The sequence below is a fragment of the Occallatibacter sp. FHG110214_02 genome, from assembly GCF_059115385.1.
The window spans coordinates 354,422-368,438 of record NZ_JBZYWK010000002.1 but is presented as its reverse complement, the minus strand read 5'-3'; the positions used below and the strand labels follow the sequence as shown (position 1 = coordinate 368,438).

Sequence of the window (14,017 nt, the reverse complement as noted above, 5' to 3'; positions counted from 1 at the left end):
GTGAGGGTCATGTGCGCTCGCTCCAGGATTGTTTCATTTCAACCTGCGTATCGAAACGCAATTACATACAGAGGAGAAGAAGTACATGAAGCGGATCGCGTCATTTTCAATCGCAATGGTGTTGTTATGCGGCGGCGTCTCCGCATCAGCAACAGACTACAAGGTGCAGACACGTTACTCCATTGCAGGACACGACGGCTGGGACTACATCAGCGTGGACAGTGCAGCACGCAGAATCTACGTCTCGCACGGCGTGCGGGTAAACGTTCTGGACGCCGATACCGGGACGCAGGTGGGAACCATTGAGGACACGCCCGGTGTGCACGGCATTGCCATTGCCGCCAAGTTGAAGCACGGCTTTACCAGCAATGGGAAGGAAGACAAGGTGACGATCTTCGATACAGAGAAGTTGACCGTCATCAAAAAGATTGATGTAGGTAAGGGGCCGGACGGCATTTACTTTAACGGCGCCACGCAGCGGGTGTTTACGAATAATCACAAATCGCATGACATTACTGCGATTGACGCGACCAGCGGCGACGTTGTGGGTACGGTAAATGTGGGTGGCGACGGCGAAGGCGCAGCCAGCAAGGAAGGCTTGGTCTATGTTGCTCTCGAAGACAAGAACGAAATTGCAGTGTTTGATGCGAAGACATTGGAAGTGAAACAGCACTTCCCACTCACAAGCGTGAAGGCTCCGACGGGCCTTGCTCTTGATGGCAAGAACAACCGCATCTTTGTCGGCGGTCACAACAAGACCATGGAAGTGCTGGACGCTACGACTGGCAAAGAGATTACGACGTTGCCCACTGGAGGCGGCACCGATGCCGCGGGCTTTGATGCAAAGGATGGCCTGATCTTCTTCTCGAACGGCGAAGGCAACTTGACGGTGATTCAGCAGAAGGGGCCGGATGAGTACGCCGCGCTAGATTCTGTGGCGACGCAGTCTGGCGCAAAGACTATGGCCTTCGACAAGAAGACTGGAAAGATTTTCCTTCCCACTGCAACCGTTAACGTAACGCCTGCTATTGATCCTACAAAGAAGCCGACGAAGACAGTTGTCGATGGCACCTTCTGCGTGCTGGTTGTCGGCAAATAACTCATGGGGTCAAGTTCATTCCGCTGAGATGAAAGGCAAAGAGAGCACAGGAGAAAACACATATGATGTGGCGCAAGAAAATTACGCCAGGAAAAGCTGTACTTGCACTTGTTGTTATTTTCAGCGGAATGCCTCACGGGATAGTTGCACAGGATTCCTCGTCGCAAGGAGCGCAAAAGATGGGGCCGGTTGGCGAGCAGGAAGCGAAGCCTTCCAAAGCCGTTCGGCCCGTCAACACCGTCGTTGATCCGGGAATTATCCCCAGCCGTCAGGGAATTACGCCAGCCGGATTGCAGAGTGTTTTTGAAAGCCGCGTCAATGGAGTTGCTTTCAGCGAAGATGGCAGTTCTATCTATGCGGTAACGCTGGGGCAGAGTGGCTCGCATGTCTTTCAGATTGATTTGAAGAGTAACCGCATGATGGGCGTGGTGGATTCTCCGCTCAGTACAGGAATGCAAGGGCTGGCTTATGATCCAGTGGCGCGTGTTGCGCTGATGAGTGGTACGCCGGGCGGAGCGAAATCGAAGGGTGCAGATGTGCAGCTTGCCACTCTCGACAGCCCACATAACACGATTATTGCGAATCATCTCGGGGAACAGCAGGCAGGCAGCGTTGCGCTGGGGTTGAAAAAGAATGCGCATGGGCAACGTGTTGCGGTCGTTGCTCTTACGTTTAATGATGCTGCTGCGGTTATCGACCTTGACACAAAACAGGTTATCGCGAAAGTTAAGACAGGTATCGCTCCGTTTGGCGTTGTGGTCAGCCACGATAGTTCGATCGCGTACGTTAGCAACTGGGGCGGACGTTTTTCAAAGCCGGGAGAGAGAACGGCTACCACAGGGACAAATGAAGGTGCAGACCAGATACTTGTGGATGAGAATGGAATTCCAGCCAGTGGTACGGTCACTCGCATTGATCTTGTGACCGGACAGGCGACTGCGAATATCGCCGTCGGCCTGCATCCGTCCGGCATGGCTTGGGATGAAGACCGCAAGCGGCTTTATGTTGCGAACAGCAACTCGGATACGGTTTCTGTTGTGGATACGGCAACCAATCGTGTGTTGGAGACCATTGCACTTCAGCCATTTGATAAAAAGGTTGCGGGTGTTGCGCCAGAGTCTGCCGCTCTCTCTCCAGACCATTCTTTGCTATACATTGCCTGCGCCGGGATTAACGCTGTTGGCATGCTGAATGTGAAAGGTGCGCATCCTCGCACCATGGGCTATATCCCGACGGGATGGTATCCCGATGATGTTGTTGCGAGCCCCGATGGCAAGTACATCGCGGTTTCCACCATGCTGGGCGTGGGAACGGGCTGGAACAGCCCCAATCTGTTGAATCGTGAAAAACGTGATGGAATGAAGCCGGAGCTGAATGACCATCGCCGCTACGTTCATGCGGATCGTGGAACAGTTCACATTATTCCTGTGCCGGATGAGGACGAGCTTGCTCGCTACAGTATTGCGGTTGCGGAGGACAATCACCTTGGAATTCCCGGTCAGTTGATGCCGGCTGCTCCCGCACGTGCCAATGTGGCTCCAAAGCCGGTTCCTGCGCGCCTCGGCGAGCCTTCCACAATCGAACATGTCGTCTACATCATCAAGGAGAACCGCAGCTACGACCAGTACTTCGGCTCACTGGGCAAGGGGAATGGAGACCCCAGTCTGAATCAGTATGACGGTGATGTAATTCCGAATCACCGCAAGCTGGCGCAGGAGTTCGTACTGCTGGACAATTTCTTTGCGAACGGCGGCAACAGCGCGGACGGGCACCAATGGCTTACGCAAGCCGCAGAGACAGACTACCCTTACTGGCCTGGCTACAACGGCCGCAGCTATCCGAAAAACGGCGATGATCCGCTGGCATTTGCGGGCTCGGGCTTTCTCTGGGACCACCTGATTGCCAACCATAAGACGTTTGCTGATTTTGGGGAATACGCGGGCCAACTGGGCGGGAAAGACAACGGGGATTTTCGCGCGAAGCTTCTGGAGCAGTACAAGCAAGGGAGCGATTTTGCTAGCACATTTCGCACCAAGGCTCCCATTGCGCGGTTAAATCAGTTTCTAATCCCGGACTACCCAAACTACGGCTTGAAGGTGCCAGATGTTGTTCGTGCACGCATCTTTCTTCGGCACTTGAAGGATTGGGAAAAAGACGGCAAGATGCCGAATCTCGTCATGCTGCAGGTTCCGTCGGATCATACGCAGGGCACGACTCCAGGTTTTACCACGCCAAAGGCATGCCTTGCTGATAACGATTTTGCCATTGGGCAGATCGTGGAAGGAATCTCGCACTCACGATTCTGGAAGTCATCGCTCATTTTGATCGTCGAAGATGATGCGCAGGATGGTCTGGATCATGTGGATGGGCATCGCACGGTTGCTTTGGCTGTCAGCCCTTACACAAAGCGCGGCATGGTCGATTCCACGTTTTACTCGCAGGTCAGCATGGTGAAAACCATTGAAATGATCTTCGGCGTGAAGCCTATGTCGGTCTTTGATCTAATTGCCAACGATATGCGGGCCAGCTTTCAGAGCCAACCGGACCTCACTCCGTATCAGGCAATTGAGCCCAGGCAGTCCATCTATGAGATGAACCCGCCGCGGAATTCCTTGACTGGCCAGCAGAAGCTGGATGCCATTGCTTCCAGCAAGATGGATTGGAAGGAACCGGATGATGTTCCGACCGAGCAACTTAATGCAATCCTGTGGCGAAACAGCATGGGCACGGAGTATCCAGAATGGAAGAGACATTCTGCCGCCTTTCAGCCAGTAACAGGCAAGGAATGAACGATTAGATTCGGACGTATATTACTACCACAACATAAGATAAGTCGCGGCTGCCTCTGCATTGGTGCATTGGCAGCTGCACTTGTCTTAAGGCTTCCTTAACAATGCGAGCAAATAATATCCATAGTCACACTGCTGAAGCATATTTTTGAGAGTGCGTGTTTTCGAGCAGAGCATATGAACATCATCATTGTTGAGGACAACAAGAGAATTGGAAACATCCTTCGCCAGGGACTTATGGAAGAGGGGCATCAGGTTGTTCTCTCTGAGCGCGGCGACCATGGGCGCGACCTTCTTCTGAGTGCGCCTTTTGATCTTGCTGTGCTAGATGTTATGTTGCCCGGTCTGGATGGCTTCGCTGTTCTGCAGCAGGTACGCGCACAAAAATGCGATCTTCCGGTTCTTATGCTGACGGCGCGCGACACGATGCCGGACATCGTCCGCGGCCTCAATCTTGGAGCGGACGACTACCTGACAAAACCATTTCAGATTCAGGTGTTCATGGCGCGCGTGCGAGCCATCAGCAGGCGCGGGCCGGTTCTGGCTCCTGTGCGCTTGACTGCAGGCGAATTGGTGCTGGATACGACGAACAGAAAGGTGACACGGGGGAGTCAGCCGATTAGTCTGACCAGAAAAGAGTATGTGCTGCTAGAGCTGTTGATGCGGTGCAAGAAGCAGTTGGTAACGCGCAACCACGTACGCGAAGTTGGGTGGTCTTATGACGCAGATGTGAGCGACAGCAGTATCGATTTTTATATTCATAGTCTGCGTTCAAAAATCGATATTAAGGGCGAAGAAAGTCTCATCAAGACAGTGCGTTCCCTTGGTTACACTCTGGTAGCGGACAAATGAAGATGAATCACCGATCGCTGCGCATACGCCTTTGTATCCTGTACATCGTATTTTCGTCAGCCACAATGGTATTGCTCGCATCGTTCTCGTATTGGACGCTCAACTATGCGTTGGAAAGCTCACGCCAGCATACGATGGAAGGGCGCGAAGAACGTCTCATCCGCTTTGTCAATGAGTGGCCGCAGACCACGCCAGAGACACCTTTGGCGGATATATTGCGCCAGCTCAGCTTGGTATACGCTTCAACCGATACGATCCAGGTTTATGAGGCAGACGGCAAGACGGTATATGCCTCGTCCAATATAGGTGACTTCAAGGATCCGTGGTTGAATCAAAACTGTTCGCGAAGGTGCTATGGGCTTATCTCAAATGACGCTCATCTTGTCCGCGTTCTGGACCATGTGGCCATGCTGCGAGGTCACGCCTATCGAATTTCCTTATCTGGAAAGATAGATGAGCATTATGATCTGCTGGCGACAGTGCGCAATTTATATCTTCTCTTGTGCCCCATCATGCTGCTGATTTCCGTCGGCGGTGGATTTGTTTTGAGTGGGCGAGCCCTGGAACCGATTAACCGTATTACAGCGGAAGCAAGAGGCATTGGAATTCAGGATCTGAAACGGAGAATTCCTGTTCCAGAGACCGGAGACGAGCTGCAGGTACTTGCAGAAACATGGAATCAGCTGCTTGCCCGGCTTGAAATTGCAGTGGAGCGACTGACGCAATTTACGAGTGACATCTCGCATGACCTGAACACAACAATCACAATCATGATGACGACAGCGGGCCTTGCGCTCAGTCGCGACAGATCGCCAGCGGAATACCGTTCCGCATTGCGTTCCATCAATGTGGAGTGCGAAGCAACAGCGCAGATGCTCGACACCCTTCTCGCAATCGCGAGGGCAGATATGGTTGACCAGAAGATTGAGCGCAAGACCATCAATCTGACAGAGATGATGGAGGAGATATCCCATCAGTTCCAGCCCCGCGCCGTAGTCAAAGGGCAATCCATTCGCCTGTTTGTCGAAAGGGGCATATCGATAGACGGAGATTTATCTTTGCTGCGGCGGATGCTGGCCATTCTTCTGGATAACGCAATTAAATACACGCCGGAGAAAGGCTCTATTACCCTGTCGCTCACAAAGGAAGCTGGAAAGGCAAGGATTCAGGTGAGTGATACGGGCATTGGAATTCCCGCACATGTGCTGCCCAGGATATTCGACAGGTTCTACCGTGTAGATGAGTCCCGGGCGGGCGGCGGAGAAAGCAGTGGGCTTGGGCTTGCGATTGCCAAATGGGTTGTGGAAGCGCACCACGCAACGATTGATGTAGCCTCCATCCCCGGACAGGGAAGCACCTTCACCGTATGGATTCCTAGAATGACCTATCGCTGCGAACTCCCTGAAGCAGTCTATGCACCGGTTGCCTGAGCCGCCTCAGATGCCTCTTAGATTGCAGAATCGATGACCTTCATTGTGGCTTAAGGTTATCCACCTATAGTCAGAAAACTGCAAGTAATACGCTGCGGCTTTCCGTGGCTTCATGCTGCAAAAGGAGCGATTCAAAGATGCGTTTCGTACGTTCTATCTGGCTGGCTGCTGCGCTGGCATTGGTTGCAGGCGGTCTGTCCCTTCATGCACAGTACGCATGGTCCGTCTCCAAAACACTTCCCATTGGCGGAGAAGGTGCATGGGACTATGTCACCGTGGATTCTCCAGGCCATCGCCTGTTTGTAACCCGAACCACTCATACCATGGTCATTGATGCGGATTCTGGAAAGACGCTTGGCGATATTCTAGGCCAGAAGAGGGCGCATGGAGTCGCTATTGTGCCGGCGTTGAACCGCGGATTTATCTCGGATGGCGCGGGCAACGGAGCAATCACCATCTTTGATCTCAAAACGTATTCTGTGTTGGGAACGCTGGCCTCAGTGGCGGACGCAGACGGAATCATTTATGACCCGGGCACAAATCTTGTTCTTGTTTCCGCCGGTGACAGCAGTGCCCTTCTTGCCTTCAAGCCGGATATCGATCCGGTGAACGGTAAGGTCGGCGCGCCTATTGAACTGGGTGGAAAACCCGAGTTCCTTGCCGTGGATGGACATGGCAAGGCATTCGTTAACCTTGAGGACAAGGGGCTTGTTGCCGTTGTTGATTTGAAAGCGCGCAAGACCGTACAGAAGTGGCCCGTTGCTCCGGGCGGTCATCCGGTTGGGTTGTCGATTGACGCCAAGGCGCATCGTCTTTTCATCGGGTGCCGTGATCCGCAGAAGCTTATCGTGATGAACTCCGATACCGGCAAGGTGGAGGCCTCTCTACCGATTGGCGCGGGTGTGGATGCTACGGCATTTTCAGAAGGCCAGGCATTTGCAAGCTGCGGTGACAGCACGTTCTTCGTAGCGGAAGAAAAGGGTAGCAAGTTCGAGATAACCCAGGCGGTCAAGACTCCTGCCGGCGCACGCACGTTGGGCGTGGACGCGAAGAGCCACCGCATCTACCTGCCGACAGCAGAGCTTGAGCCTGTTACCGCCGGACGCCCCAAGCCCAAGCCGGGTACGTTCAAAATCGTTGTCATAGAACGTCACTAGGCGGCAGATACAAACTGGGATGTGACAAAAACCACATCCCAGTCCCTTGTAACAGGGCTGTTGTGTTGAATGGCGCCCCTATTCTCAAACAAGCGTCCGCTTGCTAGCCTAAGAACGAGGCTCAGTACGTGCGCATACTGATAGTGGAAGACGAGTTGCGCCTGGCGCAAAACATTGCAACGGCGTTGCGTGAGGGCCCTGGCTACGCCGTGGACATTTGCCATGACGGTGAGGAGGCGCTGCTTCTTTGCCAAACGGCGGATTACGACCTTATCGTCCTCGACCTGATGCTCCCCAAATTACGCGGAGATGAAGTGCTGCGCCGACTCCGCCGCCGGGATGGCGATACGCCGGTGCTGGTTCTTACCGCCATCGCGGAAAAACAGAGCACAGTTCAACTGTTGAATCTGGGCGCAGATGATTATCTGACGAAGCCCTTTGACCTTGGCGAATTGATTGCCAGGGCGCAGGCGCTCATTCGCCGCGGAAAGGGAGTGAAGCAGACGCTGCTGCGAATGGGTAATATTGAGCTGAACCCAACCCAGCAGACGGTGCGTGTGCGTGAGCAGCTTCTCGATCTCTCGCCTATGGAGTATCGCATCCTCGAATATCTCATGCATCATCCATTCGCCATTGTTTCCAAGCGCGAAATACTGGAGCACTTGTACGACTTCACGTGGGAGCACCACTCCAATGTGATTGAGGCACATATCTCCAATCTCCGCCGCAAGCTGCGTAATGTAACGGAGGAGATTGTTCTTGAGAACAGACGAGGCCGTGGCTACCGGCTTGTCACGGAAGACAGGGAGAGCGCATGAAAGATGCTTCTCTTGTTCGCCGCGCCATTGCCGCGGTATTACTGATTGAGTTTGTTTGCGCACTGGCTTTTGCGGGGACATCCATCTGGCATGAATGGCGGGCACGTCTGCGTGCCGTGGATGTTGCAATACAGGGCCGTGCTGATTCGCTGATAGGCGCTGTGCAAGATGCGGAAGACCCCGGCGCGCATGTAATGGTGGACCCGCAGGAATTCAAGCCACCGTCCAGCGATGTCTACGCCGTGTATACGCTGGATGGGAAGTTGGTGGGCACATCCCAGCATGCGCCTGCGGCGCTGGTGTCGCTGACTCAAAACGGCGTGCGCAGCGTGGATGTGGATCATCACCAATATCGCGTGTTGCAGAAAAATGCCATGCGAATTATCGACCGCGAAGAAACAGCCGGAGTCGGCCTGCACCGACCCGTTTTTGTTGTCTACGCCGTTCGCATCGATAACTTGTGGCACGAGGTACGGGAGGCTGTTAGCTTTTATGTGCTAATGGGCGTAGTTCTTCTATGTGTCACCGCCGCTATTCTCGTCTATCTTCTGCGCCGCCTTCTTACTCCACTCAGAGAGCTTGCTGAAGAGGCGTCGGCTATTCGCGTCGATTCGCTTGCCTTCGAGCCTCCGCCTTCGGTACTACGCGTACGCGAGCTTGCTCCGCTTGCGCATGCGCTTTCAAGCACAATTTCCCGCCTGCGGCTTGCTTTTGAAAAAGAGCAGCGATTCATCAGCGATGCAGCGCATGAGTTGAAGACGGCCGTGGCGGTGGTCCGCTCCACCATTCAATTGCTGGGGATGCGCAGCCGTTCTCCAGAGGAGTATCAGCGTGGCCTTGAGCAGGTGCTTGACGATAACCAGCGCGTGGAAGAGCTTGTTTCCCAGATGCTTACGTTGGCCAAGGCCAGCGAGCGTCCAGAAGATCGGTTGATGAATATCGATATAGGAGAAGAAGTGGCTTCCGTGCTGAAATCCATTGCAAGCATTGCGGAGCACAAAGACGTTCATATTGTTCCATCGCTTGCGCGCAATGTGAAAGCGCATTTGCCGCAAAACGCTGTGCATATACTAGTCTCAAATCTGGTGATGAACGCCGTGCAGCACAGTCCGCGTGGCTCCGAGGTTTGCGTGACCGTTCGACCAGCGCAAAACGGTCACCTTGGCACGATGCTTGAGGTGCGAGATTTCGGCTCCGGAATCGCTTCGGAGAACCTGCCCCATGTCTTTGAGCGATTTTTCCGTGAAGATCCATCCCGCTCGCGAGATACAGGCGGCGCCGGCCTTGGACTCGCAATCTGTAAAGGCATTGTGGAATCTGTCGGCGGCACGATTGAGCTGCAGAGCACGCAGGGCAAAGGAACCACCGTCAAAGTCTCGTTCCGTTAGTTATAAGCGGCAGGCCAGCGCAAGTATCTTTATCGGCCTGCTGCATTACACAGCTTCGCTTTTTGCATCGCGACGGCGAGTGAGCAGGAAGTAGACAACCGGCGTTACTACCAGGCTAAGCGCCATAGAGATGACGAGGCCGCCGATTACGGCAATCGCGAGCGGTTGCAGCATCTGCGAGCCGGCGCCGAGTGCGAAAGCCAGCGGCAGCATTCCGCATACAGCGGCAATCGCGGTCATCATGATTGGCCGCAGGCGGCGCTGTGCCGCATGCATCATAGCGTCGCTTGCCGATGAGCCTTCCGCACGAAAACGTTCATCTGCGTCGAGTAGCAGGATGCCGTTTTTCGCCACGATGCCTATCACCATAATGAGCCCCATGAACGACGCCACGTTGAAGGTCGTTCCGGTAGCGAGCAGAGCCAGAATCACGCCAGAGATCGACAGCACAGATGAGGTGAGAATCGCAATCGGAGCGGGGAAATTGCGGAACTCTGTAAGCAGCACACCAAAGACCAAAGCCAGAGCTATTAGCAGTACGCGCAGCAGGTCGTGGAATGACTTTTGCTGTTCCTCATAGGTGCCGCCATAGGTTACGCGCACAGACGGAGGAAGATGGAGACCTTCCACCGTGCGCCGTACGCGCGCTATTCCGGTTCCCATGTCTGTGCCTTCCAGCCGTCCCGTAACAACAACTAGTCGCTGCAGGTTCTCACGGCGAATCTCGTTTTGAGGCGGAAGCTGTTCAATGTTTGCAAGCGATCCAAGCGTAGCTGTATGACCGGAGGCGCTATTGAACACCGTGTTCTGAATGGCATCGAGCGAGGAACGGTGGTCTTCTCCGAGGCGTATGCGAATCGTATAGGGCCGTCCATTGGTAATTAGCGGATTAGTGGCAGGAAGGCCATCAAGAATCGCGGTAGCATCCTGTGAGATTTCTTCCGGGGTAAAGCCAAATCTCGCGGCTATTGTGGGATTCACCTGGAAGTTTGTAGCAGGTCCGCTGATGGTGTTATCGATGCCGTTCTCGACATCCACCACGCCGGGTATTTTGCTGATGGCGTCACCTACACGAGGCCCGAGCTGAGAAAGAAGCTCCGCATCGGGCGAATATATCTTGATCTGGATTGGCTCGGGCGCATTGGATAGATCGCCGATCATGTCTTGCAATACTTGCGTGAACTCCACATCAAGCTCGGGCTCTGTAGCTCGAACTTGTGCGCGCACGTCGGTAATCACGTCATCAATTGCGCGGCTACGTTTTGCCTTCAGTTTGACTGTGAAGTCACCGTAGTTAGCTTCGGTTACGGCGGCAAGCCCCATCTGCAAGCCTGTGCGGCGCGAGGTGCTTTCTACTTCCGGCGTGGATTGCAGAATCTGCTCTATATGCCCCAGCACGCGGTTGGTCTCCGTCAGCGAGCTTCCGGCGGGCATAATGTAGTCCAGAATAAAGCCACCCTCATCCATCTCAGGAAGTAAGTCACTGCCGAGCGCCTGATAGGCCGCCCATGTTCCAACAACGAGCACCAGGCAAGCCGCGCCCAGCCATATCGGTCGCTTCAGGGACCACTCCAACACACGGTGATGCACGTGCAGAACGCGCTGCATGAACCGTCCGGCGTTGTGTGTCTGTGTAGCACCGTTTTTGCCCCGCTCGCGCAACAGAACAAAGCTGAGGCCGGGCGTCCATGTGAGCGCGAGCACCAGCGAGGTTAGTAGTGCGGCGGTCATGGTAACGGCAAGCGCGCGAAAGAAGCTGCCAATGACGCCGCTGGTCGATACAAGTGGCAGAAAGACAACAACAGGAGTGATGGTGGAGCCAACAAGCGGTATCGTGATTTCCCGCAGCGCCTTACGTACAGCATCGATGCGCCCCTCACTGTTGTCGCGGTGCATTACGATGTTCTCGACGACCACGATGGCGTCGTCGATGACGAGACCGATTGCCGCGGCCAGTCCCCCCAGCGTCATCAGATTGAAGCTCTGCCCAAGCAACCACAACGTAACAACTGTTCCTGCAATGGTCACAGGAATTACCAGACCGGCAATCAGGGAGGAGGTCCAGTCGCGCAGGAAAAGAAACAGAATGACGCACGCAAGCAGCAGACCGATGACAATTGCATCGCGCACGCTGGAGATACTGTCACGCACCAACTGGGACTGGTCATAAAAAGGCTCAAGCTTGACTCCCGCAGGCAGAGCGCGGCGCAGTTCCGTTACTTGCGCTGCAACGCTGTCGGCCACGGTCACCGTGTTGCTGGAGGGCTGTCGCGCAATGTTGATAAGCACCGCGGGCTTGCCGTTGGCTGTTACAGACGTATAGATCGGCATGGTTGCCTGCTCAACAATCGCCACGTCGGCAACACGCACCGGAGCTCCCGCAGGTGTCGTCTTCACCACAAGCTGCCGAAGCTGATCGGCGTCATGCACCTGCGCGCCGACGAGGCCGAGAATCAACTGGTGGTTCGTCTCGTAGAGCCCGGGTGAGTCAATAATGTTCGATGCCTGAATGGCATTTAGAAGATCGGAGACGGTGACGCCTGAAGATGCAAGCAGCGCCATGTTGGGCACAACATGAAACTCGGGTACTTTGCCACCCTGCACCAGCACCGTGCTCACGCCGGGTACGCGATTCAACGATGGCTTGAGCTGGTATGTCGCGATCTCCCATAGCTGCGTCTGCTGCACCGTGTCGGAGGTTAGGCTGTAGCCAAGAATCGGAAAGGTGGCGAACGTCAGGCGGTTCGTGGTGATGCGCGCAGTAGGGGGAAGCGTCTGCTCCACCTTGCTCAGCGCAGCATCCACCAGTTGCAACTGCCGCACCATATCTACGTTCCAGTCGAAGAACAGACTGACTTCCGCCGAGCCGCGGCTGGTGATCGAGCGTACCGTCTGCAATCCTGGCACTGAATTCACGGCATTTTCAATCGGTCGCGTGATGGTGACCTCCATCTGCTCGACCGGCATCACGCCGTTGTCTACGCCAATTACCACGCGTGGAAAGTTCGTATCCGGAAAGACCGAGAGGGGCACTTGAAAGGCCAGATACGCGCCTGCCAGCGTCAGAATCGCAGCAAAGAAAAAGATTGTTCGTGTTGAGCTAGCCAGCCAGAAGGGAGAAGCCTCTTTTGTCGCGGAAGAAGTGGTGCCCATCAGTTATCGCCTCCGCCGCTTCCCGCTTTCGGCTTGTCATCATCATCTGCAGCGCCGACCTTTACTTTTGTGCCGTCTTCAAGCCCATAAGCGCCGCCAGTAATCACCTGGTCTGACGCGGAAAGACCGCTCAGCACCTGCACATCCTTGCCATCAGTGATGCCTAAAGTCACTGCTTTCTTGTGCGCCGCGCCATCTTTGCCCACCAGCATTACAGACTTACTTCCATCCTGCGCTGTCAGCACGGCAGCGTTGGGAATTTTCCATGCCTGCGCGACGACTTTACCTGTAATCACAACCCTGACCGGCGTGCCGACCTTTAATTTGTCAGCTTTGTTGTCAATCTTCAGCCACACTTCAACCGTGGTGCTTCCCGGATCAAGTGCGGGACTGATGAGCGACACATTCGCCGTCACGGGATTATCCATGCCGGGCACGCGCACCTCTGCTTCATCGCCAATCTTCATGCGCTGTGCAAGGTTCTGTGCCAGATGTGTCTTAGCCAGCAGAGCGGATGTGTCCATCACCGTCAGCAAGGGAGTTCCAGCCGCAGCAGTCTCGCCTGCAAACAAAGAACGGTCCGTTACTACACCGTTGATAGGGCTGTGAATCTCCGAATAACCAACCTGTGCATCCGCCCCCTTCATCTTGCCTTCCGCGGATGTCAATTGCCCTTGCGCAGCTCGCAGGGCCGCTTCATGGCTCACCTTCTGGACAGACTGCAAGTGTGTCGCAGCCGCATCATACGCGGCCTGCGCCTGCACCAGGGCTGCTTGCGCCGTGTCCAGATCGCGGCCTGGAATTGCACCCTCCGCGAATAACTCCTTGCGGCTTTTTACAATGCTCTGGTTCAGTTCCAGATTCGCTTTTGCCTGGGCGAAATCAAGCTCTGCCTTCTGTGCATCTTCAGGAACCTGTGCTTTCGTCGCAGTCGTATAAGCGGCCTGCGCAGCAAGATAGGAGCCTTTGTTATCGAGCGCCGCCGCTGCCAGGTCCGCATTTTCGAGCGTGGCCAGCAGTTGTCCTTCTTTTACTTTGGCTCCGCGCTGCACGTAGAACTTGCGTACAGGCGCGCTGATCTTCGGTGCAATGGCTGCCTGCGCCAGCGGAGCTAGAATCGCATCTGCCGTGATGTACTCCGCAATCGGGCCCTGCTCAGGCTTCTCCGCTTGCACGGTCACTTCCACTTCCGGCTCCGCGTCCTTCTTGCATCCGGCTATAAACAGCAAAGGCAGAGCGGAAGCAGCAACAGCGGAAGCCGCGAGCCATCCGGTCACTCGCATCGGTTTTCGAGCAGTCAATCTCTTCCTCGTTTCCAGGGAGTTCATTAA

Annotated in this window: 9 protein-coding genes; 7 read left to right on the top strand and 2 right to left on the bottom strand. The window is 54.8% G+C overall.

Translation table 11 applies throughout. The features are described 5' to 3' along the window. Window positions 1-85 precede the first annotated feature (85 nt). The 7 genes from AC5S3R_RS03440 to AC5S3R_RS03410 all read left to right on the top strand — a co-directional run bounded on the left by AC5S3R_RS03440 (window position 86) and on the right by AC5S3R_RS03410 (window position 9,533). Window positions 86-1,099 carry an outer membrane protein assembly factor BamB family protein gene (locus tag AC5S3R_RS03440; protein ID WP_494265270.1) on the top strand — a complete coding sequence of 338 codons (1,014 nt, stop codon included), beginning with the start codon at window positions 86-88 and terminating at the stop codon, window positions 1,097-1,099. A 179-nt stretch (window positions 1,100-1,278) separates the two neighbouring features. Further along, window positions 1,279-3,888 carry an alkaline phosphatase family protein gene (locus AC5S3R_RS03435; RefSeq protein ID WP_494265269.1) on the top strand — a complete coding sequence of 870 codons (2,610 nt, stop codon included), beginning with the start codon at window positions 1,279-1,281 and terminating at the stop codon, window positions 3,886-3,888. A 177-nt stretch (window positions 3,889-4,065) separates the two neighbouring features. After that, window positions 4,066-4,740, top strand: a complete 675-nt coding sequence (locus AC5S3R_RS03430; RefSeq protein ID WP_494265267.1) for a response regulator transcription factor — start codon at window positions 4,066-4,068, stop codon at window positions 4,738-4,740. Between the two features lie 2 nt (window positions 4,741-4,742). Beyond that, on the top strand, window positions 4,743-6,170 hold the full coding sequence (locus AC5S3R_RS03425) for an ATP-binding protein (RefSeq protein ID WP_494265264.1): 1,428 nt from the start codon (window positions 4,743-4,745) through the stop codon (window positions 6,168-6,170). Window positions 6,171-6,307: 137 nt separating this feature from the next. Then, window positions 6,308-7,327 carry a YncE family protein gene (locus tag AC5S3R_RS03420; RefSeq protein WP_494265262.1) on the top strand — a complete coding sequence of 340 codons (1,020 nt, stop codon included), beginning with the start codon at window positions 6,308-6,310 and terminating at the stop codon, window positions 7,325-7,327. Window positions 7,328-7,455: 128 nt separating this feature from the next. Continuing rightward, window positions 7,456-8,145, top strand: a complete 690-nt coding sequence (locus AC5S3R_RS03415) for a response regulator transcription factor (RefSeq protein WP_494265260.1) — start codon at window positions 7,456-7,458, stop codon at window positions 8,143-8,145. Next, on the top strand, window positions 8,142-9,533 hold the full coding sequence (locus AC5S3R_RS03410) for a sensor histidine kinase (protein WP_494265258.1): 1,392 nt from the start codon (window positions 8,142-8,144) through the stop codon (window positions 9,531-9,533). Before AC5S3R_RS03415 ends, AC5S3R_RS03410 begins: the two co-directional genes overlap by 4 nt. 45 nt (window positions 9,534-9,578) lie before the next feature. On the opposite strand, the gene AC5S3R_RS03405 is transcribed toward AC5S3R_RS03410, so the two are convergent. Together AC5S3R_RS03405 and AC5S3R_RS03400 are read right to left on the bottom strand one after the other, a co-directional pair. Continuing rightward, complete coding sequence (locus tag AC5S3R_RS03405; RefSeq protein WP_494265257.1) at window positions 9,579-12,686, bottom strand: efflux RND transporter permease subunit; 3,108 nt, start codon at window positions 12,684-12,686, stop codon at window positions 9,579-9,581. Beyond that, entirely contained in the window at window positions 12,686-13,987 is a 1,302-nt protein-coding gene (locus AC5S3R_RS03400) for an efflux RND transporter periplasmic adaptor subunit (protein ID WP_494265255.1), read from the bottom strand. The genes AC5S3R_RS03405 and AC5S3R_RS03400 overlap by 1 nt, the downstream gene beginning before the upstream one ends. Window positions 13,988-14,017 lie beyond the last annotated feature (30 nt).